Source organism: Lacrimispora xylanisolvens, from assembly GCF_002934545.1.
GTDB classification, from domain to species: domain Bacteria; phylum Bacillota; class Clostridia; order Lachnospirales; family Lachnospiraceae; genus Lacrimispora; species Lacrimispora xylanisolvens.
The window spans coordinates 149,681-171,731 of the sequence record NZ_PTJA01000001.1 but is presented as its reverse complement, the minus strand read 5'-3'; the positions used below and the strand labels follow the sequence as shown (position 1 = coordinate 171,731).

Here is a 22,051-nt window from a genome sequence, read left to right as displayed (position 1 = left end):
CACCGCCTTATCTGATTTTTAAAGCCGGAGTATCACAGGGAGCGTCAAGAAGCTCCTTTAACTCGTCATCCAGCTTCATAAGGGTTAAAGAACAGCCAGTCATATCCAGTGCGGTCATATAATTTCCCACAAGTGTTTTATAAGCCCTGATATTCTTTTCTTCTAACAGCTTCTGAACTTCCATATTCAGGATATAGAGTTCCATCAGAGGAGTGCCGCCAAGACCATTTACCAGCACTGCCACTTCACTTCCGGTATAATCATAGTCCTCAAGAATCTTCTCAAGTAAAATTCCGGCAGTCTCTTTTGCTGTTTTAACCCGGGTTCTTTCTACTCCCGGCTCTCCATGGATTCCCATACCAATCTCAATCTCGTTGTCTTCCAGAACGAATCCGGGTTTTCCAACTGCCGGAAGAACGCAGGGGCTCATGGCCATTCCCATGCTTCTGATGTTGGCAATAGCCTTTTCGGCTGCTGCTTTCACCTCTTTTAAATTTCCACCAAGCTCTGCCTTTGCCCCAGCGATCTTATGAACAAATACGGTGCCTGCGATGCCCCTTCTTCCTGTGGAATAGGTACTGTCAGGAACAGCCACATCATCCTTAACAACTACGCTTTCCACCTCAATATCCTCTGCCTCTGCAAGATCAGAGGCAAGTCCGAAGTTCATAATATCTCCGGAATAATTCTTAATAATTAAAAGAATTCCTTTTCCCGAATTCATCCGGTTTATGGCATCGCCGATCCGGTCAGGACTGGGAGAGGAAAATACATTTCCAGATACAGCCGCATCAAGCATGCCTTTTCCCACATACCCCGCATGAGCTGGTTCATGTCCAGCCCCGCCTCCGGAGATAACCGCCACTTTATCTGCTTTCTCCTTCCGGGATATTACTTCATATCCCGGTGTATACAAAAGTTCGGGATGGGCAAGCTCCATTCCCCGAAGTGCCTCCCCTACCACGTCCATAGGTTTGTTAATAATCTTTTTCATGGTACCTCCTTTAACCTAAGCCTAAATATGCTTTTTTAATTCTGGGATCATTAGCAATTTCTTTCGCGTCACCTGACATGGTGACTTTTCCATTTTCCAGTACATATGCCCTGTTTGAAGCACTTAAAGCCATGTTGGCGTTCTGTTCAATGAGAAGAATCGTTACTCCCTGCCTGTTAATCTCTTTTATCAGATCAAAAATCAGCAGTACAAAGTTTGGTGCCAGGCCAAGCGACGGCTCATCTAACAACAACAGCTCAGGTCCGCACATTAATGCCCTGCCAATCGCAAGCATCTGCTGCTCTCCTCCAGAGAGAGTACCTGCCGACTGCCTGATTCGTTCTTTCAGCCTGGGAAATATCTGGTACACACGCTCATAGCTGTCTGCAATCTTTTTCTTGTCATTTACCGTATAAGCGCCAAGGCGGAGATTTTCCTCCACTGTAAGAGCAGGAAATACCTCTCTGCCTTCCGGCGAAATGCTGATTCCCAGCTTAGTCATTGTATGAGGCGGGCTGTTGGTAATCTCCTTGCCCATAAACTCAACCCTGCCTCCGGATGATCTGGCAATTCCTACAATGGTATTTAACAGGGTGGATTTCCCGGCTCCGTTGCTGCCAATCAAAGAGACGACTTCCCCTTTTCCAATCTCCATATCCACGCCTTTGAGAGCATGTATGGGACCGTAATGAGTATTTAAATCAGTTATCTTCAGCATCCTTATGCACTCCTCCCAAATAAGCTTCAATGACTCGTTCATTGTTTGCAATTTCCACAGGAAGCCCGTGGGCAATTGGTTTGCCATGATCAATTACATAAATCCGGTCTGAGATGTTCATAACCACACTCATATCATGTTCGATGAGGAGTACGGTATATCCCTTCTGTTTTAAGGATCGGATAAAAAGCATCAGCTCCTCTGATTCCTTCGGATTCATACCCGCTGCCGGCTCATCTAATAAAAGCAGCCCTGCACCGGTAGCAATTGCCCTGGCAATTTCCAGTTTCCTCTGGTCTCCATAAGGCAGATTGGAGGCATAGTCATCTTTTCTGTGCTCCAGTCCTACTGATTTCAGAAGTTCAATGGCCTGCAGCACCTTTTCATCCTCTTCCTTGCGGTATCTCGCCGTACGGAAGGTGGAATCAAGGAAACTGTAAGAAGTCTTTATATGTGCCCCAATAAGTACGTTTTCAATTACTCTCATATCCTGAAACAGCCGGATATTCTGAAAGGTCCGGGACATCCCTGCCATAACAATATGCTTGGGCTTTTTATTCTGTATCTCTTCTCCGTTAAAAACAATGGTTCCCTCGTCCACCTGGTACACACCCGTCAGCATATTAAAAACCGTGGTTTTTCCTGCACCATTGGGGCCGATAATAGAAACCACTTCCCCTTTGTTTATCTCAAAGCTTACCTGCTCTACTGCAACAATACCGCCGAATCTTTTGGTAATTCCTTTCACCGATAAGTATGCATTGTCAGCCATTGTCTCCCGCCTCCTCTGTCTCCGCCGTTTTAAGCCGTTCCACAACCTGCCTGGATAATTTATATGGAAGCTGGGATTTCCAGCCAAGAATTCCCTGAGGTCTGAATCGCATCATTACCACCAGAATCACGCCGTATAAAACAAAACGATAAACCATTAAAAATCTGGACACCTCCGGAAGAGCTATTAAAATGGCTGCTCCCAGAAACATTCCCCGTATTGTTCCCATTCCGCCCAGAATTACAATGGAAAGAATCAGAGTGGATACATCAAAGTTAAAGGTATTAGGATCTACATATCCGATAAGAGTGGCATATAGTGCACCAGCAGCGGCGCAAATACAGGCTGACAGTACAAATGCCAGGATTTTATAGTAAGTAACATTAATTCCCATCATTACGCTGGCAAGCTCGTCTCCCTTTATTGCCTGCAGCGCTCTTCCTGTTTTTGATTTAACAAGAACCAGACAGAAGACAGTGCAGACAATCAGAATGATCATAACCAGATAGTACAGACCGTGATTTGCGATGGTAAGCTTCATACCGAAAACGGCAGGCTTTGGAATATTTTTAACGCCCAGTGTTCCATTTGTTACAGGAGACCAGTTCATTGCAATCATTTTTATAATTTCACCAAACCCCAGTGTAACAATGGATAGATAGGTTCCTGTCAGCCGGAGAGTCGGAAGTCCCAGAAGAATTCCCACAAGTCCTGCCGCTACCATACCAAGGAGCATGGAGGGAAAGAAGCTTAAGCCAAGTTTGACTGCACAAAGAGAGGCCGTATAGGCACCAATTGCAACAAACCCCGCATGTCCTAAGGATACAAGACCGGTATAGCCGGTAAGTATATTAAGTCCAAGACCAAACATGGCATAGACTGCCATCTTTACAATTACGGTCAGAAAATACTGATTGTTTACGCTTTTGGGCAACAGACAGAGAAATGCAGCCAGCAAAATAAGAAGCAGCTTTTGATTCTTGCTTATAAAGCTTTCAAACTGATATAAAAAGCTGTGTTTTTCCATTCTTGTATTTGTCATACTTTATACCTTCGTGATCCCTTTCTTTCCGAACAATCCATTGGGCCTGACGATCAGAACAATAATTAATATGATAAATGCCATGGAATCCCGATAGGTGGATCCTAAAACAGTAGCTGCCATAGACTCAGACACGCCCACAATCAGCCCGCCGATAATTGCACCGGGTAAACTTCCAATGCCGCCAAGCACAGCCGCAGCAAATGCTTTTAAACCTGCCATAAATCCCATATTCGGGTAAACAATCTGATAATAGCTGCCTACCAGAGAACCGGCGATGGATGCGGATATTCCGCTTAAGAAAAAGGTAAATGAGATAACAAAGTTAACGTTAATCCCCATTAAGTTTGCCGCTTTTGGATTCTGTTCCGCCGCCCTCATTGCCAGCCCTATTTTTGTATAAAATACAATTCCGACCAGTATCAGCATCAGAATCAGGGATACCACAAGCATACCGATCTGTGTGGAGGAAACAACAATTTTCCCAAGCTGGAGAGTTCCGGAATTAAACAGAGGCGGAAACGCCCGTTTTTCACTTCCAAACGCTACAATCAGAAGATTTGTCACTATGTTGGAGATTCCAATGGTTGTAATTAAAGACGCAATAGGTATGGATTTCTTTTTTCTCAAAGGTTCCAGAGCAAGCTTATCAATCGCTACTCCAAGGACGCCTGTAAGCACCATACTGGCGATTAAACCAGGAATTACGCCAAACCGGAGACCTATGAAAACCATTGCCATCTGAGCCCCGAAAGCATAGACGGAACCGTGAGAAAAATTGACCAGCCGGAGTATACCAAACACCAGGGAATATCCTACCGCAATCAGGGCATATCCCATTCCCAAAGCCAGTCCGTTAAATATCTGTTGTGCAATCATGGCTTCACCTTTCTGCGGGAACAGCGCCTGGCCATTCCCGCCGCTTAATCTAGTTCATCTTGACAAATTTTCCATCTTTAATGGTTACCTTGTTAAACTGCTTATCGACATCACCCTGCTCGTCAAACTTGATGTTTCCAGTTACTCCTTTGTAGGTGATCTCATTTAACTTGTCTCTTACTTTTTCTGAATCAGTCGTACCCGCTTCCTTCATGGCAGTAAGAAGAATTCCCACAGAATCATAGGCCTGAGAGGTCAGGGCAGAGGGTGAATTTCCATAGACTTTCTTATACTCATCCACATAAGCCTTTACATCTGCATCATCCGATTCTGAGAAGAAAATAACCGGGAAGCATACATCTTCCACCGCTTCGCCTCCCAGCTGAATCAGCTGCTGGCTGTAAGCGTTGGAGAATCCAACTATGGCAATATCCGGATCAATGTTTTTATACTGTTTGGCAACAGGTGCCACCAGATTATACATTCCGCAGCAGATTACCACATCTGCGCCTGCTTCTTTCAGCTTGGTGATTGCCGGTGTATAATCATCGGAACCTTCCATTACTTCTTCATGTGCAACCACTTTTACATTGGGATCATTTAATCCGGTAACCAGATCTTTGATAATTCCGGATGTATTGGTTCCCCAGTCAGTCATAATGGATATAATACCGATATTTTTCTTCTTCAGATCATGAACAGCAATATCGACTGAAGCCGCACCTTCTTTTGATATGACTGTATTATTTCTGAAAATGTAATTACCGATCTTAGAATAATCCGGGTGAGATGCAGACGGTGAAATCTCAATAATCTTATTCTCCTGGTAAATAGGAGCTGCAGTCATACATACTCCGGACGAGAAATGACCGATTACGCCGCTGATATCTCCATCGGATACAATTTTCTGTGCAATGGTGGTTGCTTCCTCTGATGTATTCTTATCATCATAAGGTACGATTTCAATCTGTTTGCCCAGAACCCCTCCCTGAGCATTCCACTGATCTGCCATTAATTTGGCTGCATTGGTAAAGCCAATTCCATATTCTGAATTATCTCCAGTCATCGGACCAGCTACTGCAATCTTGACCGTTCCTTCTCCGCCTTTTGAGCTGGTTCCTTCCGTCTTGGCCGCAGAAGTTCCTTCTGTACTCTGTCCATTCCCCTGTGCACAGCCTGAAAGTAACCCTGCAAGTGCCATCATTGCCAATGAATACCTGATAAACCCCTTTTTCATAACTGAAACTACCTTCCTTTCCTTATCTGAGTTATTATCTTAACTCTGAACCATAATATTTAAAATGACCTCGTCTGTCTCCTTCATCCCTTCCCTTGCCAGTGTGATTACCCCATCCACTGTCTTCTGGATATCTTCCTTTACAATCCCGTCTCCTGGTAGAAAAACGTGACCATTCATGGATAAATAGCTGCCCATAATTGCCGCATCCACACTGGAAGCAATCTTTGCTGCGCAGGAAGCGCTTGCACCATCGCATACAATTCCCGATGTATTGGCCAGAGTATTGATAATGGTGTTTTCGATCTGTTCCCTCTGTCCGCCCATTAAGTAAGTAATTCCGGCACCTGCACCTGCTGCTGCACTTACCGCTCCGCAATAAGCAGACAATCTGCCCATACGGTATTTCTGATAAATAGCAATCAGATTGCTGAGCACCAGCGCCCGGTACAGTTCATCTTCTTTGCTTCTGAGTGTTTTTGCATACTCAATTACCGGAAGGGATACTGTCATTCCCTGATTACCGCTGCCGGAATTAATGACTACCGGAAGCTCGCAGCCGTTCATTCGGGCATCCGAGCCGGCCGCTGCCACTGCTTTTGCCCTGATCTTTACATCATCCCCATAAACGGATAAAAGTGTCTTTCCAATCTCGGCTCCATAGTTGCTTGACAGCCCCGCCTGAGCAATGTTGGTATTACATTCAATTTGTTCAGCAATCAGCCTCCTCACTTTTTTTAAGTCTACCTGTTCTGTAAATTCAAATATGGAATCCATATTCAGACAGCTGTAATCTACCTGTTCTTCTTCCCCGCCTTCCTTTTCTTCAAAAAGGACCTGCTTGTTTTTCTCAATTCCAGTTATTCCAAGATGTGTTTTTTTCAGTTCCACCTTAACCTCATTTAAGCCCTGTGTCATAATTACAATTAAGTGAAGCTTCTCCGAGGTATCCAGCAATTCAACCCGGCATATTTTTTCCTCAAGCAACCGGTTTGCAATCTGTAAATCCGGTTCCCTGACTGATGTCAGTACTTCAAGTCCCTTATCCGGATCTCCACCTGCTGCCCCCACTGCTGCTGCTGCCTCAATTCCCTTCATGCCACCCGTCATGGGTACCACCACTGCTTTTGCATTCTTAATCATGTTCCCACTGCAGGAGACTGTTATTTTTTCAGGAATGGCTCCCAGATATTTCCTTGCCGTTGCACTTGCATATGCAATTGCGATAGGCTCTGTACACCCTAATGCTTTTACCAGCTCTGTCTCCATGATATGTATCAGCTGGTCTTCTGTCATTTTCTGCATGCTCCTCCGATCTGCTGTGTTACTGCTAATTGCTGCATCATTCATTTTTATGCTTGTTTTCTTGTCGTTTTTTGTAGATTTATGTAGTTCTTTTATGAATTCAGTATATCATTTGCATGCCTGCAATGCAATGAATTTTTGTGCATATTAACTAATATTTATCATTTTCAGCGTTTTTATTGGTTATTTTACACATTTATTTTGGTTATTTTATTGGTTTTAGATAGAGATCGTAATACAAATGTATCATTTTGGCACACTTTGTTTTATTAAGTCAAAAACTTCCTGATTTCTTTCCCATTTTTTTGTTTCATTCCTGATATACGGGCATAAAAAATGCCGTGTACAGCAATAAAAACTGTACACGGCATAACCTATTTATTGAGAATTATTATTTAACGGGATAAAAACCTGAAGGCGCTTCACTTAAATTAATCATAATATTCTTTGTCTGGGTATAATGCTCCAGCATTACCTTATGAGTTTCACGTCCAACTCCGGAAGTCTTATATCCGCCAAAAGGTGCTCCCTCCGGGATTGCATTGTAGGTATTGACCCACATACGTCCTGTTTCCACAGCTCTTGCCACGCGTATTGCACGGTTTATGTCTCTGGTCCATACCGCTCCGCCCAGTCCGAATTCACTATCATTGGCCATGGCAATCACTTCATCTTCCGTTTTAAATTTGATAATGCATGCAACCGGTCCGAAGATCTCTTCTTTTGCCACTCTCATATCGTTGGTCACATCTCCAAGAAGAGTGGGACGGAGAAATGCACCATTCTCAAGACCATCTTCTGTAAATGCCTCACCTCCGCACAGAACCTTGGCACCTTCTTCTTTACCGATCTCAACATATCCTAATATTTTCTGCAAATGTCCTTTATTAATCTGGCTGCCCATCTGAGTATCTTCCTCCCACGGGAGTCCAACCTTCACTTTGTTAAACCGCTCCACAGCTTCCTTTACAAAACGGTCGTAAATATCCTCCTGTACAAATACTCTGGAACCTGCGCAGCATACCTGACCCTGATTAAATAAGATCCCAAGCTGTACACCATCCATTGCCATCTCCCAGTCGCAGTCATTAAAGAATATATTGGCCGACTTACCGCCCAGCTCCAAGGTTGCAGGAATCAGCTTTTCTGCTGCAGCCAGGGCTACATTTCTTCCCACATCGGTAGATCCTGTGAAAGCCAGTTTTCTGAAGCCAGGATGCTCCAGCATATACTGTCCTGATCTGGAACCGCCTCCTGAGATTACATTAAATACACCTGCCGGAATTACATCCTGAATCAGTCTTGCCAGCTCAAATACACTTAAAGGAGTTGTGCTGGAGGTCTTAAATACAGTACAGCAGCCGCTTGCAAGAACAGGCGCCAGCTTCCAGGCAGCCATTAAAAACGGGAAGTTCCAGGGAACGATCTGACCGACCACGCCAATGGGTTCTTTTAAAATAAGGCTTAGCATATTATCTCCCAATATACTGGCGCTTCCTTCCTCTGCCATGATACAGCCGGCAAAATAACGGAAGTGCTGGGCAGCCAGGGGGATATCCACATTTAAAGTCTCCCTGATTGGTTTTCCATTGTCCAGTGTTTCAACCATAGCCAGATGCTCTTTGTTTGCATCAATGATATCTGCAATTTTATTTAAGATAGCTGCTCTCTGGTTAACCGGAACATTCTTCCATGTTTCAAAAGCCTTCCATGCTGCTTTTACCGCATCATCCACATCTTCCTTCGTCGCTTCTGCACACTGAGCCAGTACTCTGCCGTCTGCTGGACAGGTAACGGTAAATGTTTTTCCGTCGGAAGCAGGTTTCCACTCTCCACCTATAAATAATTGATATGTATCCTGAAGTGTAATATCCTTCATATGCTTTTCCTCGCTTTCATTCTGATATCTTTTATTGGCCTGACATTGCCCATACTCATGTATAATCATTATAGGCTTAATTTTATAACTGTCAATTTAATTATTTTTTTCACATTTCATTGATATTTATTTATCTTTTAACGATTATTATTTAACAATATATATTAACTTGCTTGTTAAAACTTTTAATCATATTATCTGTCATTTAATGAGAGGCAATCAAAAGCTGCTATCTGCTTTGACTAAATTTATTTCTACTAAATTCAATTAAAAAGGGGGAAAATGAATACCTCGACATGTTCTTAACGATTATAAGGTCCTGAATTGACAGGTGGGTAGAAAACAGATGGTATGTTACGATATATTTTTAACTAATAACATCTGATTTGATCATGGTTCGCTTTTAACAGCACAAAAACGGGAAACCTCAAAATTGAAGTTTCCCGTTTTCAGTAAGAAGCGGGTGATGGGAATCGAACCCACGTATCTAGCTTGGAAGGCTAGTGTTCTACCATTGAACTACACCCGCAAGGATTTCAGAAATATTTCAAATGTGCTTCAGAAGCACAGTGCCCAAAGCCGGAATCGAACCAGCGACACGAGGATTTTCAGTCCTCTGCTCTACCAACTGAGCTATCTGGGCTTATTCTCCTGCAACATCAGTAATTTTACAAGATTTTATTCCAATTGTCAAGACAAGTTTTTAAAATTTTTGGAAAAAAATATATAATATTAACATTTTTTATCTTGACCATATTCCAATATTATTATATTATAAAATTATAATATAAAAGGAGATACATTTATGTCCCTAAGCCACAGCATATTAGGTTTTTTATCTTATCAAAGCATGACCGGATACGATCTGGCCAAGGCATTTAGCTCGTCCGTCCGGTTTTTCTGGTATGCACAGACCAGCCAGATCTATTTAGAGCTTAATAAACTGGAGAAGAAGGAGTTTGTCACCTGCGAAATCATTATCCAGACAGAAAAACCCAGTAAAAAAATATATTCTATAACATCAAAAGGAAAAGATGAATTTTTATGCTGGTTGTCCCAGGAGAATGATGAATTATCCAAGGGCAATAAAAATGCATTTTTAATGAAAGTTTTCTTTTCCGGCTGCAGACCCCCCAAAGAATGCATTCATATGCTGTCTGATTTTATTAACGACTGCAGTCAATATAAAAGTGAAATGCAGCAAATTCCTGGCAGCATCGGCCAGTATGGCAATCTTGTAGGATCGGAACAAAAACTATATTGGGAACTTTCTGCAGATTTTGGTTACTGCTATATTCAAATGTGTATAGACTGGGCCAAACGGTCCATAAAAAAACTGGAGGAACTGGAATGAATGTCCTGATTATCAACGGAAGTCCCAAAGGTACTAAAAGCAATTCCCTGAAACTGACAGAAGCATTCCTTCAGGGAATGAAGGAAACATCAACGGTACAATCTGAGACCCTGACAGTTTCAAAGCTGGACATCAAACCGTGTATCGGCTGCTTTCACTGTTGGAAGGAGACCCCTGGAAAATGCTGCATTTCCGATGATATGACAGTGGTTATAGAAAAAATTCTATCTGCTGATGTATTAATATATAGCTTTCCTCTCTATTATTTTGGATTTCCTTCCCCGTTAAAGGCACTAATAGACAGACAGCTTCCTATGGTCTTACCTTTCATGAAAAGTGGCTCTCACAGCGGCGCTCATCCCTCCCGGTATGATATGTCTGACAAGCGTTATGTACTAATCTCAACCTGCGGTTTCTATACAGCGGAAGGCAATTACGATTCCATTGACGCACAGTTTTCTCGTCACCTGGGTGAAGGAAGTTATGAATCTATATACTGCGGCCAGGGAGAGCTTTTTAGTGTACCTGAATTAAAAAATCGTACAGAGGAATATTTAGAGTATGTCCGTGCTGCAGGCAGAGAGTTTGCAGCAGGCAGTATCACCAAAGAAACCAGAAGTTTGCTTTCTCAGCTTATTTTTCCAAGAGACGTATTTGAACGTATGGCAGATGCCAGTTGGGGAATTGAGCCACCGGATCAGAACAGAGTACAGGAGAAGTCCCATCCAGCAATTACGTTTACCAGACAGATGGCCGCACTCTACCAAAAGGACTCATGGAACGGAAAAGACCTTATTTTGGAAATGCATTATACTGATGAAGATAAAACCGTCCAGTTAATCATGGGAAAAGACGGCTGTAAGGTTTTAACTCAGGACTTTCAGCCTTTTACCACCCGAATATCAACTCCTCTTTCTGTATGGATGAGCATTGCAAAAGGCGAAATTGACGGTCAGACTGCGTTAATGAAACATCTCTATCAGGTTGATGGCGATTTTCAGCTGATGCTTCACTGGGATGATTATCTGGGTTCTCCATCAAAACACGATATTCAACAGGTTGTTCCAGAAAAGAAAAGCAACATGACTCTGATGCTGCTCCCATGGTTTCCTCTCTGGTTTATAGGTATTACTCAACCTGTCTTGGGGGGTATTCTTTCGATTTTGATCAGTTCAACCATACCTGTCTTCTTTTTCCGGTATCAGCCCACTGTATTTGAAGTATTTTCAGGGTTTACTACGGCATTTCTTGGAGTCCTTGCCATATCAGGTTTTTCGCCCGTGGTTTTAGTGCCCGTATCCTATCTCATATTCGGGCTCATGTGGTCTGTAACTGTATTTTTAGAAATTCCCCTGACCGCATACTATTCCATGAAAGAATATGGAGGAAAAACTGCTTTAAAGAATCCTCTATTCATAAAAACCAACCGAATTTTAACGGCATGCTGGGGGATTCTGTATCTGGTTACTCCCTTGTGGACTTATTTATTTCTTTTTTCAGATCATAAAGTACCTTTAAGCATCATAAACACGGCACTTCCTTTCCTGTTGGGATGCTTTACCAAATGGTTTCAGAAATGGTATCCTGCCCATTACGCAGCTAGTAAAATCCATTAAAAAGCTGCATATAAAAACCTGATTTTTTCCAGGGTTTTTATATGCAGCTTTTGTTATAACAGACTAAAGAGATGACTTCAGCTGTTCCACATTATTTTCTTCAAATTTCAGCAGCCGCTTCATCAAATCCACAATTTCTTTTTCAGCATCTCCCTCATACTGGCGGATTCGCTTGATACAGTCAATAATACCCCGTACACTGCCAAGTATCAGCATCTCAGCCATATGAGAAGCACTTTTATCAGTCATGGTCTTCATATCAATGGCTAAGTAGGTCATGATTTTTTGAATCTGCCCTATTTCTTTTTCCTGGCATCCATTTTTGTTTAACAGCTCCTTCGCCTCTTCATGAATACCGGTATACTCCTTCAATTGTGCATGAAGCTGCTTTTTAAAAGCCTCATTATCCGTCATTGGTAAAAGTTGGTGTAATGTTTCCACTCCCATTTGGGAATTCTGATAAATGAAATTAAGTAATTCTGCATCAGCACTCATACCTGCACCTCTTTTCTTTTTTATTAGTATGAGGCAAAAAAGAAGAATTTATGACAGGAGGAAAACAATGATACAAAAACCGTTATTTTTTACCGATAAGAATCGAAATGTCATACTGGAAGCAATTCTGGGAACACCCAATGCCGCCATTCCTGACAGCTTAAAACCCTTTGAGGTGTTAGAACCCAACACATCCGATGGAGCTGCGGAAAAGCACGCTCCTGTTCTGGAGACAAATGGTCTTCATGTCACCATCTCAGTGGGAAGCGTGCTTCACCCTATGACAGCAGAACACAGCATTACCTGTATTATGCTTGAAACAAACGCCGGGTGTATGATGAGAATTCATTTAACCCCTGATTGCCAGCCAATCGCCCACTTCACTTTAGAAGAAGGAGACTCTCCTAAAGCGGCATATGCGGTATGTAATCTTCACGGCTTCTGGAAGACAGAGGCATAGTGGTACCTTTGTTGACACAGACGGTGGCATCGTTTATAATTTACTCTAGACGACGAGATATGCGTATATGAGAAAATAACGTTGCAAACAATAGTTATGGTCTGGGGGACTATCATATCAATACCGGAAATCGAATGTGTTGAAACATTTTTTAAGAGAACTGAAGTTTACTCCTCACCTGGATTTTTTATTTGGTGAGGAGTTTTTTATTTAATTTTTTACAGAACCATACAAAAGATTAAAGGGAGGACATATGAGAATATCAAGCTTATCTAACGGAAACCAAATGAAATACTTAAAAGGAATTACTTCTTATGAAATCGCACCAAGAGATGAATCTTTGAGCAGGATAATTTTTCAATCACCATCTGAAAAGGATTCCTACACAAAGGAGGATGCGCTGCTTGACCAATATATGAAGCAGTACCGGGCAGATATAAAGATCAAGGACGGAACCGTTATCGACAATTCCGATTCGCCGCTCCGCCTTATTCAGAGAGATAAAGTGACTGCTGATGAACTAAAAGACTACGCCCAATACCTGGCAAAGGCAGAAAAGTCAAAGGATATCGACTGGTTCGGCTTGACAAGCGATTTAAGCGATATGAAAATTGATTTTAATAATGCGGATAAACTTAATAACAAGGTAGATTACTTATCTTCCAGATATGTTTATTTAAAAGATTACATACAAAACTCATTTACCGGAACCCAAAAAGAAGAGAATCTGACCCGACTTGAAGATCTCTATCAGAAATCAAAAGAAACTCTCGCAACTTCATACTCCAAGACTGTTGGCAGTTTTTACGAATCCCTGGGTTCCAGTGATTCAAAAGAAAAGATGTATCAAAGCATGCTTTCAGGAATTGAAAACCGAACTGCTGAATATGAGGACATGTTAAAAGAAGCTGGTGATTACTCTGGTATTGAAAACCAGGGTGAAGAGTGGCTGAGAACCGATGATTCCTACATGGCAGCCAGGCTGCGGGAATACGCCGTATCCAAAAACAGCACATTAAAAACCTCCGACAGTTCTGATGCTGAAAGCAGTACATACTCTCTCCGGGATCTTGCTGTTGCAGGATTATTTGCCTCAGAAAGTTCAAAGCAATACAATTCCATACAAATGGAACTATTTCCCGACGAAGAAACCCGCATCGGCCTGGATTTGGCGCTTCAGTCAATGAAGACAGATTTATTAATAAGAAAAACAGGCATTGGTGCAGAGATGTCTTCCCTTATAAAAAACTCAGCCAATGTCTATATGGACAAATATATAAACCGCCTTGACGAGAACCTGGCCAATGCTGCAGACAGAACGAATTTACCAGGGATAAAGCATTCATTAAACAGAGAGGCGATAAGCAGGATTTATCGTTATACACTGGATCAGTATCAGGATAGCAATGACATAAAAGCAGCATTTCAAAAGGGCGCCCAGCAGGCAGTAAGTGATTTTAAAAGCCAATATAACAGCAAGGGTGGTTTCTATTCCGAAAAACTCTATTGGGAGCAGTTTGATAACATCCCCCAGTATGCAACCAATGTAAAGGAGCTTTCTGATTACGAGAAATATTCCATTCTTATTGACCGTTTTACAGACAGCTTAAAAAGCGGTAATACGAAAAACATTGAACTGCTTTTTGCTTCAGGCGGAAGAACCCTGACGGAACAGTTTTCTTATTCTGCAGTCGATTTCTATATTTAATAATGAAAGCAGGTTGAATCAGACTTCTTACTGGTCTGATTCAATCTGCTTCTCTTTCTCATTTACCCGAAAATGGGACACCTCAGTCTGAAGAGCCTGTGCCTGACCAGCCAGCCGTTCACTGGAGCCGGAGCTTTCCCTTGCAGTTTCCATATTGGACTGAACAACTTCTGATACGGTCATAAGGCTCTGGCTGATCTGTTCCATCACCTGTACCTGATCCATAGAGGAGGCTTCAATCTCCCTGATTACCTCTTCTGTCATTCCTGCCTGTCCTGCAATTTCCTTTAAGATCCGGTCGGTATTTTCAGCCAGAAGTCTGCCCTTTGAAACTGCATTTACCGATTGTTCCACCAGTCCCTTGGTTTCTTTTGCAGCCTCTGCTGATTTTGCAGCCAGGTTACGGACCTCACCCGCAACCACTGCAAACCCTTTTCCTGCTGCCCCTGCACGCCCCGCTTCCACCGCAGCATTTAAAGCAAGTATATTGGTCTGAAACGCAATATCTTCAATCAGCTTTGTAATTCCTGTGATTTTTCTGGAAGTCAGATCCACCTCTTCCATGGCGTGATTTAAGCTGCGCATATGTAAATTACCTTCATCCACTTTTTTCCCGGATTCTATTGCATATGCAGAGGCCTTCTTTACATAATCCGCATTTTTTACTGACTGCCTGAAAACACCATCCATGGCAGTCTGAAGTTCCTCTATGGCGCCCGCCTGCTCAGAGGACCGTTTTGCGAGTTCCTGTGCTCCATCCCAAACCTGGCCAGCTCCCACAGTCACCTCATCTGCAGAAGCATTAATTCTCTGCATGGTCTCTCTCAGACGTAAAGCAATCGCTTCCATAGATATCCGTATTCCATTAAATTCTCCGGGATACTGGCAGCTGCTTTCTGCCTGTAAATTACCGCAGGATAATTCATGAAGAAACCGGGATATATCTGAGATTATATCTTTGTATTTTCCCGCCATCTCATTAACCTTCAGTACAATCTGACCAATCTCATCACTTCGCCGTGCAGACAACTCCAGGTTTAGATCGCCTCCTGATAAACGTTCAATCGCCTCTGCCGCCTGACCAATGGGTTTTGTAATTCTGTTTGCAATATGAAGCATAGCCAGTCCTGCGAGCAGCATGGATACAATTCCAAGAACCAGGGAACCCAGCACGGAAACGGTAACCCCTGACATAAATTCTGCTTCCTTTGCTGTCACATTGACAGACCAGCCATTTGTATCTGCTATGGGAGTATATGCACCGATTTTTTTCTCCCCTTTTATCTTAAAAAACCGAAAGCCTGCATCTCCATTTATCATGGAACGCTCCAGACTTGCCGCTTCTCCATATGCCTTCGGATTCTTTTTTGCATCTTCAATATCATTTTGACCTTCTAAAACCAGGGAGAAATCTTCATGTGCCATTTTTCTGCCTTCCCGGTTGATCATATAAGTAATTCCAGTGTCACCAAGCTTGGTGTCCTTTATAATACCATCAAATATGGAGTAAGGAAATTCAAGCACCACTACAATATCTCCGTAAGGATAAATATATTCATAAGAAACATTGCCTTCTTTTACAATTGGATCAGATAAAGAGCCTTTTCCGTCTGCCACTTGCAAAAACGCCGGATCCTGGGCATAAGAATCTCCGTTTACAATAGAAACTCCGTCCTTGGAAAGAATATCAATCTTATTGAGGCCATACTGGGAACTGGACATGTTTAAAAACAGTCCGATATTTCCTCCCCGCGCTGCATTCCCTTTCTGATAAAGGGCAATGGATTCTGCTATAACCGAATACTCTTTTAACTGCTGTGTAATTTTTTCTGATACCAGCTCTGATGTCTCCTTCAGACACTTATTTAAGGTTCTGCGGTTTAAATCGTAGGAAAGATATACAGAGCCTGCGGATAATATTAATACAATACAGATAATACAGCCCATGGTAAACAAGATCAATTCTCTCTTTATTCCCGTCTGATGTCTTTTCATTTCTGCTGTCCTCCGTTATAAACGTGTTGTTCTATTCCATTATGGAAAGAGACAGGATCATTATAACGGATAATATTCTGATTAGCATAGACACTTTACCTATGTTTTACAATTTTTACCAACTATTTACACAATTGTTGTATAATACATACACTATAGGAACCCCAAATAGGAACCGCTGACTACTCAGTCGTTACATCTGTGTTACTCAGCCATAAAATTGCTACCAAAGCAGAAATTATTAAATAAAACAGGCTTCCTGCCATAAACTGTACCTGACTGCATGCCATAGAACCGCCGGGGCTGTTAGCTCTCATGCCGAGACTTAACAGTGTATAAGGGTAAAATGCACCGACTCCTTTGGAAAGAGCCCCAATTCCAAGTATTCCTCCTGCCATTGCAATTCCCACCGGTACAGCAAAACTCCTAACTACAAGAGAAATACAAAGCTGAATTCCGCATATAACAATTCCTCCTATTGCTCCGTACACCAGCCATTCGGTTAATTCTGGTGGAACCGGACCTGACAGTCCTGACATTTTTCCTGAGATAATAAACAAAACTCCTACCCATAGCTGAGTCATTATTACCATTGCAGATGCCATAATAAGCTTTGCAAGATATAAATGCAGTGCAGAAACAGGCAGCGTCATCACACAATTCCAGTTATGATTGGTGTGTTCCAGACGAAAAAGGTAAGAGCAATACACAGCAATTGTTGCAGGCAAAAAGAAGTAGCAGGTAAACAGGGTGTGCTGAGTCCACAGACTGTACCACCCATCTTTTAAAATCTCAATATTTTGCAAATAATTAAATGTTCCCATAAATGCAGGGAGAACAGGCAAAATAAAGAATGCCAGCCATACAGGACTTCTCCTCAGCTTCATTTGTTCCCCACGAATTACTTTCCACAGCATCAGCTCAACGCTCCTTTCTTGCAAAACACCGCCGTCCAGTGAAATAGATCATTGCAAACAATCCCATAAGCAGCCAGAAACTGCTCCAGTCCACAGGAATATACTGCAAATCTGCTATCCTGGTCTGGCTGTCCCAATTCATTCTTACTGGCATTAAAACTCCGTAATAGCTCCATAAAATCCCTCTTTGTATATTCCGGGGAAGAAATAAACTGAACAACCCCGCAAAACTTCCTGTAATCCCAATCACAAAAGAAACCATCTGATTGGTAAACAATAGAGAAAATGCCTGTTGAATTGCTAAAATTACAACAGTCACTGTAATTGTTATAATCAAATAATAAAGCAGATAGCCTGGCGGAAATGTCTCCGTAAATCCTGCCACTTTACCCAGAACCATAATAAAGGCCGTCTGGGCTACGCCTACTGCTACCATATACATGGAAGCGCAGATAAATTTCGCATCAAATAAGGCCCCCGCCGGCATGACTGTCAAGAGAAACTTAAAGGTCTGTCCCTTATGCTCCAGATCACAGACCTTTGATGCCGTTATTGCTGCAATCATCGGCATCATGATCGTATTTAACACGGAAAAATGGTACAGGCACTGCATATAACCCTGAGATAGCTTTTTTGCATCCATATTCCGAAATGCCCACATCCCCCAAAGACACTGTACTACAAGCAGCACCAGAATAATAACCCAGATTTTTCTCCTCCGTAATTTATAAAATTCAAGACGTATTCCTTTCATCAAAGCTTCACCGCCATTCCTGTTAATTCCAAAAATATATCCTCTAATGTTTTCTTTCGCTCCTCTATGCGGACAACACCAATGTCTTCTTTTAAAAATCTAATAAAATACCCTGCCAGCTGATTATCATTTAATTTAGGAATCAGCAGGTAGCCTTCCTGTTCCTGATATGCAATTCCCTGGCTGCTTAATACACTTCCAGCCGCTATGTTATCCAGCGTACGAATTGCAATACGGCTTTCACTTCTGTCATGAAGCGCGGACAGCCGATCCTGAAAAACCAATTCTCCTCTTGATATAACACCAATATGTCCCGCCATCTGATCAATTTCGCTTAACAAATGACTGGAAACCATCACTGTTATACCAAAGGATTTAGGAAGGGAACAAATCAGTTCCCGTATTTCCTGAATTCCAGCCGGATCAAGTCCATTGGTGGGCTCATCTAAAATCAGAAGCCTTGGATTACCAAGCAATGCCCCGGCCAGACCAAGTCTTTGCTTCATTCCCAGAGAGTATTGACCTGCTTTTTTGTTTTTTTGATCCTCCAGACGGACAAACTTCAGTACCCGGTCAATTTCACTGTCCGGCAGTTCTTTTAAGGTACTGATAATCTTTAAATTTTCTTTTCCCGTCAGATGGGCGTAGAAGCTGGGGGCTTCAATGAGAGAACCTGTCTCTTTTAAAATAGCAAGACGGTTTCTTCGATTTACCTCTTTATCAAATACGATAATGGTTCCCCTGGTTGGCTTTGCCAGCCCCAGTATCATTTTCATGGTTGTTGATTTTCCTGCTCCATTTGGTCCCAGAAACCCATAAATCACCCCCTCTGGTACGGAAAGATCTAAATCCTTTACTCCCATAGCAGCTCCATATTGTTTGCAAAGTCCACTGGTGGTAATAATATTTGCCATAATGTTAATCTCCTCTGTTTATTATGGTTTCAGTCTAACAATGCTGCCTTACACCAGCCTGTAGGTGACCTTACATTTACCTTAAACATTTGTTTTTTTGTTAAATTTTTTAATAATTCGGTTATAATGATAGCTATAAAAACAGAAAGGAACAAATGCAATGAATGATATCTTTGACTGTAAACTCCTTCTTGTTGATGATGAACCAGAGCTACGCAGAATGGTTGGAAGCATGTTAAGACAAAGCGGTTTTAAAAAGATCATTTCTGCGGCAGACTGCAGCCACGCTCGTCTGCTGTTTACTTCTGAAAAACCAGATGGAGTAATACTGGATGTTTCTCTTCCAGACGGCGATGGTTTTTCACTGATGCGTGAATTCCGCTCTATTTCTGCGGCTCCGGTTTTGTTTCTTTCTGCCAGAGATGAAGATGAGAACCGCCTATTGGGCCTGGGACTGGGTGCAGATGATTATATCACCAAACCATTTCTGCCAAGAGAACTGATCCTGCGGCTGCATGCAGTCTTAAACCGTACCTATTTTCCAGTTGTGCTAAACCAAAAGGAGAAGCCTGTCTTTTATCTGGGAAAGACAATGATCGATCTAAACAGCGGCTCTATTACTTCTGAAAAAGGAACTTTTACACTTACAGCAAAGGAGTTTGCACTCCTTGAGAAATTGTTTGATAACAAAGAAAAGATTGTGACGGGAGACAGCCTCTGCCTTGCAGCATGGGGAGACCCTCTCTATGGATATGAAAATACACTTATGGTCCACATTCGGCGTTTGCGCGAAAAAATAGAGCCGGAACCTTCCGACCCTGAATTTCTAATTACCGTCCGAGGACTGGGTTATAAACTGGTGGGGGTGACATCGTCTTGAAAAGCTTAATGAAAATCTTATCCAGATATGTGCTTTCAGCTGCGGCTACCGCCATAATTCTGCTCATTATTAACTTTACAGTTCTGACTGTCTGGCTATATCAATCTGCCAGTGAATACGGAAAAAACTACACCGTTTCACAGATGGCAGAAGAGTTAACAGAGGCTGATGGAATATATTCACTTTCTGAACCCGTTGCCAGGGAACTTAAGAATAAACAGCAATGGGCTATGCTGATAGATGAGAAAGGTGCGGTTGCATGGAGTACGGATCTGCCTTCTGATGTGCCACTTAATTATAAGCTGACTGATGTGGCAGGGTTATCCCGCTGGTACTTAAAAGACTATCCAGTTAAGGTCTGGCAGCATGAAAACGGACTTTTCGTAGTTGGAAGCCCTAAAAACAGCATGTGGAAAATCGGTCTGGAACTTCCAATGAAATTAGTCAACAATTCAGAAATCCTCATACCTGCGCTACTAATTCTAAATCTTATAACCGCTGTATTACTTGCCCTGCTCTTCGGTTACCGGCTGTTTTTAGCTTTAAAAAAACTGACCGCAGGCATTGAGAGCTTAGCTCGGATGCAACCCGTTTCATTGCCGGCTCAGGGGATTCTGGGAGATCTGGCTACGGGTATCAATCATGCATCAGCCCAACTGATCCGGCAGGAGTCCGCCCTGAATAAACGGGATAATGCCCGCACCACATGGATTGCGGGCATATCCCATGACATCCGGACTCCCCTGTCTGTAATTATGGGATATGCAGGCCAGATGGAAGAAGACAATACTCTAAATAAGAAACAGCAGGAACTTGCTGTTACAATACGGATTCAATGCCAGAAAATAAAAGCTTTAATCAATGATCTGAATTTGGCCTCCAAGCTGGAATATGATATGCAGCCCATACGAAAAGAAGAATTTCTGCTTGCACCTCTTATCCGCAGTATTGTCGCAGAACTGTTAAACAGTAATTGTTCACCCAGACATACACTGAGTTTATCAATAGATGAGAATGCACAGAATATTTCTATCATCGGGGACAGCCAGCTGATAAAGCGGGCCATTACTAATATAACTTTGAACAGCATAAGACATAATCCAGATGGCTGTGATATTACAATCCAGCTGAACACGGGATCCGGGACAGCATTCCTTTCCGTTACAGATAATGGAACCGGATTTCCAGTGCAGACGCTGAAGTGCCTCAATCATCCTATAGAACCAATGGAACTGGATAATCACGGATTGGGGCTAACCATCGTCCGACAGATTATGAAAGCTCATAACGGCACTGCCTCTTTTTCCAATGTTACAGGAGGAGGATGCCAGGTGACCCTTTCTTTGCCGGAAAAAACATAGCAGATTTTATAAATAAAAGCAGATGTTATTTTAAACGCTGTACTGTTTAAGATAGCTTCTGCTCTTCTTATTAATTACTGCCTGGAACCAGGATCGCATACGTGTCAATAATATCTTCAACTTCCTTATCTGTTGCAGTATCACTCAATGGTTTGAAATCGAAACTACTCTTTTTGTACTGCTTTTTCAAATTATCCTCAATATTATAATTTCTTTCATGCAGCCACAAAGCAACATCGCTGGCCATGGAAACAACTTCATCTATGCACCCTGATTCCTGAGCAATCATAGAATATCCAACGCATTTATTTAGAGTAGACCATGCAAATACTTGCTGTAATGTGTCATTTGTTTTTATTTGTTTCCAACCGTTATAATCCACTGTAATGTGATACATAACATCAATTTTGTCTTTATAATCACCTAAAGATGCAGGGTTCATAATACTTTTTTGTGTTTTATACGCAGCTTCATAATCATTTTTGTCATAAAGGCTCTTCGCCCTGTTTACCAATGAATACTGCCATCCGATTAATGCAAAAATTGCTATAGCCAGAACAATTATCATTGCACCTACTTGTTGTTTCATATTGAATTTCTTTGATTTAGGAGTTATTTCTAAAGGATCAGACTTACTTTCTTCATCTAAACTTACAACCTCCCGTTTTGTTCCACAATGAACACAAAACATTCCGTCTTCCGCGAGTTCCTGCCCGCATTTCTTGCAATACATTTCTACTCAGCCCCTCTTTTGTTTTCTTCTAATTATAC

20 protein-coding genes and 2 tRNA genes are annotated in these 22,051 nt (G+C 42.1%); 6 read left to right on the top strand and 16 right to left on the bottom strand.

All coding sequences use genetic code 11. The annotated features are described in order from the left end of the window. Positions 1-7: 7 nt before the first annotated feature. The 10 genes from dhaK to BXY41_RS00795 form a co-directional block, all read right to left on the bottom strand. Positions 8-994: a dihydroxyacetone kinase subunit DhaK gene (gene dhaK, locus BXY41_RS00840; RefSeq protein WP_104433598.1), complete on the bottom strand. Its 987-nt coding sequence runs from the start codon at positions 992-994 to the stop codon at positions 8-10. A gap of 10 nt (positions 995-1,004) precedes the next feature. After that, positions 1,005-1,712, bottom strand: a complete 708-nt coding sequence (locus tag BXY41_RS00835) for an ABC transporter ATP-binding protein (RefSeq protein ID WP_104433596.1) — start codon at positions 1,710-1,712, stop codon at positions 1,005-1,007. Continuing rightward, positions 1,696-2,484: an ABC transporter ATP-binding protein gene (locus tag BXY41_RS00830; RefSeq protein WP_104433594.1), complete on the bottom strand. Its 789-nt coding sequence runs from the start codon at positions 2,482-2,484 to the stop codon at positions 1,696-1,698. Before BXY41_RS00830 ends, BXY41_RS00835 begins: the two co-directional genes overlap by 17 nt. Continuing rightward, complete coding sequence (locus tag BXY41_RS00825) at positions 2,477-3,526, bottom strand: branched-chain amino acid ABC transporter permease (RefSeq protein ID WP_242980004.1); 1,050 nt, start codon at positions 3,524-3,526, stop codon at positions 2,477-2,479. The genes BXY41_RS00830 and BXY41_RS00825 overlap by 8 nt, the downstream gene beginning before the upstream one ends. A gap of 3 nt (positions 3,527-3,529) precedes the next feature. Then, positions 3,530-4,405, bottom strand: coding sequence for a branched-chain amino acid ABC transporter permease (locus BXY41_RS00820; RefSeq protein WP_104433592.1), 876 nt, complete (start codon positions 4,403-4,405; stop codon positions 3,530-3,532). A gap of 49 nt (positions 4,406-4,454) precedes the next feature. Further along, a complete protein-coding gene (locus tag BXY41_RS00815; RefSeq protein WP_104433590.1) occupies positions 4,455-5,642 on the bottom strand; it encodes an ABC transporter substrate-binding protein in 1,188 nt (395 codons plus the stop codon). Positions 5,643-5,681: 39 nt separating this feature from the next. Then, on the bottom strand, positions 5,682-6,938 hold the full coding sequence (locus BXY41_RS00810; protein WP_242980003.1) for an L-cysteine desulfidase family protein: 1,257 nt from the start codon (positions 6,936-6,938) through the stop codon (positions 5,682-5,684). 400 nt (positions 6,939-7,338) lie between these two features. After that, positions 7,339-8,826, bottom strand: coding sequence for an aldehyde dehydrogenase family protein (locus tag BXY41_RS00805; protein ID WP_104433586.1), 1,488 nt, complete (start codon positions 8,824-8,826; stop codon positions 7,339-7,341). 458 nt (positions 8,827-9,284) lie between these two features. After that, positions 9,285-9,355 (bottom strand) — tRNA-Gly (locus tag BXY41_RS00800). Positions 9,356-9,396: 41 nt separating this feature from the next. After that, positions 9,397-9,469, bottom strand: a tRNA-Phe gene (locus BXY41_RS00795). A gap of 162 nt (positions 9,470-9,631) precedes the next feature. On the opposite strand from BXY41_RS00795, the gene BXY41_RS00790 reads away from it, so the two are divergent. Both BXY41_RS00790 and BXY41_RS00785 read left to right on the top strand, forming a co-directional pair. Continuing rightward, positions 9,632-10,180, top strand: coding sequence for a PadR family transcriptional regulator (locus BXY41_RS00790; protein ID WP_104433584.1), 549 nt, complete (start codon positions 9,632-9,634; stop codon positions 10,178-10,180). Next, positions 10,177-11,796: an NAD(P)H-dependent oxidoreductase gene (locus tag BXY41_RS00785; protein ID WP_104433582.1), complete on the top strand. Its 1,620-nt coding sequence runs from the start codon at positions 10,177-10,179 to the stop codon at positions 11,794-11,796. Before BXY41_RS00790 ends, BXY41_RS00785 begins: the two co-directional genes overlap by 4 nt. A gap of 63 nt (positions 11,797-11,859) precedes the next feature. On the opposite strand, the gene BXY41_RS00780 is transcribed toward BXY41_RS00785, so the two are convergent. Then, on the bottom strand, positions 11,860-12,291 hold the full coding sequence (locus BXY41_RS00780) for a hypothetical protein (RefSeq protein WP_104433580.1): 432 nt from the start codon (positions 12,289-12,291) through the stop codon (positions 11,860-11,862). A gap of 67 nt (positions 12,292-12,358) precedes the next feature. On the opposite strand from BXY41_RS00780, the gene BXY41_RS00775 reads away from it, so the two are divergent. After that, the gene (locus BXY41_RS00775; protein ID WP_104433578.1) at positions 12,359-12,751 is read left to right on the top strand and encodes a desulfoferrodoxin family protein; all 393 of its coding nucleotides are present in this window, start codon (positions 12,359-12,361) and stop codon (positions 12,749-12,751) included. A gap of 253 nt (positions 12,752-13,004) precedes the next feature. Then, entirely contained in the window at positions 13,005-14,459 is a 1,455-nt protein-coding gene (locus BXY41_RS00770; protein WP_104433576.1) for a hypothetical protein, read from the top strand. 27 nt (positions 14,460-14,486) lie between these two features. Here the strand turns inward: BXY41_RS00770 and BXY41_RS00765 are convergent, their stop codons facing one another. From BXY41_RS00765 to BXY41_RS00750, 4 genes are all read right to left on the bottom strand, one after another. After that, positions 14,487-16,454, bottom strand: coding sequence for a methyl-accepting chemotaxis protein (locus tag BXY41_RS00765; protein ID WP_104433574.1), 1,968 nt, complete (start codon positions 16,452-16,454; stop codon positions 14,487-14,489). A gap of 182 nt (positions 16,455-16,636) precedes the next feature. After that, positions 16,637-17,371 carry an ABC transporter permease gene (locus BXY41_RS00760; RefSeq protein WP_104433572.1) on the bottom strand — a complete coding sequence of 245 codons (735 nt, stop codon included), beginning with the start codon at positions 17,369-17,371 and terminating at the stop codon, positions 16,637-16,639. A gap of 4 nt (positions 17,372-17,375) precedes the next feature. Continuing rightward, entirely contained in the window at positions 17,376-18,125 is a 750-nt protein-coding gene (locus BXY41_RS00755; protein ID WP_104433570.1) for an ABC transporter permease, read from the bottom strand. Next, positions 18,125-19,039 (bottom strand): ABC transporter ATP-binding protein, encoded by a 915-nt coding sequence (locus BXY41_RS00750; RefSeq protein WP_104433568.1) that lies wholly within the window; start codon positions 19,037-19,039, stop codon positions 18,125-18,127. The genes BXY41_RS00755 and BXY41_RS00750 overlap by 1 nt, the downstream gene beginning before the upstream one ends. A gap of 160 nt (positions 19,040-19,199) precedes the next feature. Here BXY41_RS00750 and BXY41_RS00745 point away from each other — a divergent pair, with 160 nt between their 5' ends. After that, positions 19,200-19,919, top strand: coding sequence for a response regulator transcription factor (locus tag BXY41_RS00745; RefSeq protein WP_104433566.1), 720 nt, complete (start codon positions 19,200-19,202; stop codon positions 19,917-19,919). Further along, positions 19,916-21,280: a sensor histidine kinase gene (locus BXY41_RS00740; protein ID WP_104433564.1), complete on the top strand. Its 1,365-nt coding sequence runs from the start codon at positions 19,916-19,918 to the stop codon at positions 21,278-21,280. The genes BXY41_RS00745 and BXY41_RS00740 overlap by 4 nt, the downstream gene beginning before the upstream one ends. Positions 21,281-21,350: 70 nt before the next feature. Here the strand turns inward: BXY41_RS00740 and BXY41_RS00735 are convergent, their stop codons facing one another. After that, the gene (locus BXY41_RS00735; protein ID WP_104433562.1) at positions 21,351-22,013 is read right to left on the bottom strand and encodes a zinc ribbon domain-containing protein; all 663 of its coding nucleotides are present in this window, start codon (positions 22,011-22,013) and stop codon (positions 21,351-21,353) included. Positions 22,014-22,051: the final 38 nt, after the last annotated feature.

What these genes read in the sequence shown, in the direction of transcription:
- dhaK (WP_104433598.1), bottom strand. Translation starts at nt 994, where the DNA reads ATGAAAAAGATTATTAACAAACCTATGGACGTGGTAGGGGAGGCACTT.
- BXY41_RS00835 (WP_104433596.1), bottom strand. Translation starts at nt 1,712, where the DNA reads ATGCTGAAGATAACTGATTTAAATACTCATTACGGTCCCATACATGCT.
- BXY41_RS00830 (WP_104433594.1), bottom strand. Translation starts at nt 2,484, where the DNA reads ATGGCTGACAATGCATACTTATCGGTGAAAGGAATTACCAAAAGATTC.
- BXY41_RS00825 (WP_242980004.1), bottom strand. Translation starts at nt 3,526, where the DNA reads ATGACAAATACAAGAATGGAAAAACACAGCTTTTTATATCAGTTTGAA.
- BXY41_RS00820 (WP_104433592.1), bottom strand. Translation starts at nt 4,405, where the DNA reads ATGATTGCACAACAGATATTTAACGGACTGGCTTTGGGAATGGGATAT.
- BXY41_RS00815 (WP_104433590.1), bottom strand. Translation starts at nt 5,642, where the DNA reads ATGAAAAAGGGGTTTATCAGGTATTCATTGGCAATGATGGCACTTGCA.
- BXY41_RS00810 (WP_242980003.1), bottom strand. Translation starts at nt 6,938, where the DNA reads ATGACAGAAGACCAGCTGATACATATCATGGAGACAGAGCTGGTAAAA.
- BXY41_RS00805 (WP_104433586.1), bottom strand. Translation starts at nt 8,826, where the DNA reads ATGAAGGATATTACACTTCAGGATACATATCAATTATTTATAGGTGGA.
- BXY41_RS00790 (WP_104433584.1), top strand. Translation starts at nt 9,632, where the DNA reads ATGTCCCTAAGCCACAGCATATTAGGTTTTTTATCTTATCAAAGCATG.
- BXY41_RS00785 (WP_104433582.1), top strand. Translation starts at nt 10,177, where the DNA reads ATGAATGTCCTGATTATCAACGGAAGTCCCAAAGGTACTAAAAGCAAT.
- BXY41_RS00780 (WP_104433580.1), bottom strand. Translation starts at nt 12,291, where the DNA reads ATGAGTGCTGATGCAGAATTACTTAATTTCATTTATCAGAATTCCCAA.
- BXY41_RS00775 (WP_104433578.1), top strand. Translation starts at nt 12,359, where the DNA reads ATGATACAAAAACCGTTATTTTTTACCGATAAGAATCGAAATGTCATA.
- BXY41_RS00770 (WP_104433576.1), top strand. Translation starts at nt 13,005, where the DNA reads ATGAGAATATCAAGCTTATCTAACGGAAACCAAATGAAATACTTAAAA.
- BXY41_RS00765 (WP_104433574.1), bottom strand. Translation starts at nt 16,454, where the DNA reads ATGAAAAGACATCAGACGGGAATAAAGAGAGAATTGATCTTGTTTACC.
- BXY41_RS00760 (WP_104433572.1), bottom strand. Translation starts at nt 17,371, where the DNA reads ATGCTGTGGAAAGTAATTCGTGGGGAACAAATGAAGCTGAGGAGAAGT.
- BXY41_RS00755 (WP_104433570.1), bottom strand. Translation starts at nt 18,125, where the DNA reads ATGAAAGGAATACGTCTTGAATTTTATAAATTACGGAGGAGAAAAATC.
- BXY41_RS00750 (WP_104433568.1), bottom strand. Translation starts at nt 19,039, where the DNA reads ATGGCAAATATTATTACCACCAGTGGACTTTGCAAACAATATGGAGCT.
- BXY41_RS00745 (WP_104433566.1), top strand. Translation starts at nt 19,200, where the DNA reads ATGAATGATATCTTTGACTGTAAACTCCTTCTTGTTGATGATGAACCA.
- BXY41_RS00735 (WP_104433562.1), bottom strand. Translation starts at nt 22,013, where the DNA reads ATGTATTGCAAGAAATGCGGGCAGGAACTCGCGGAAGACGGAATGTTT.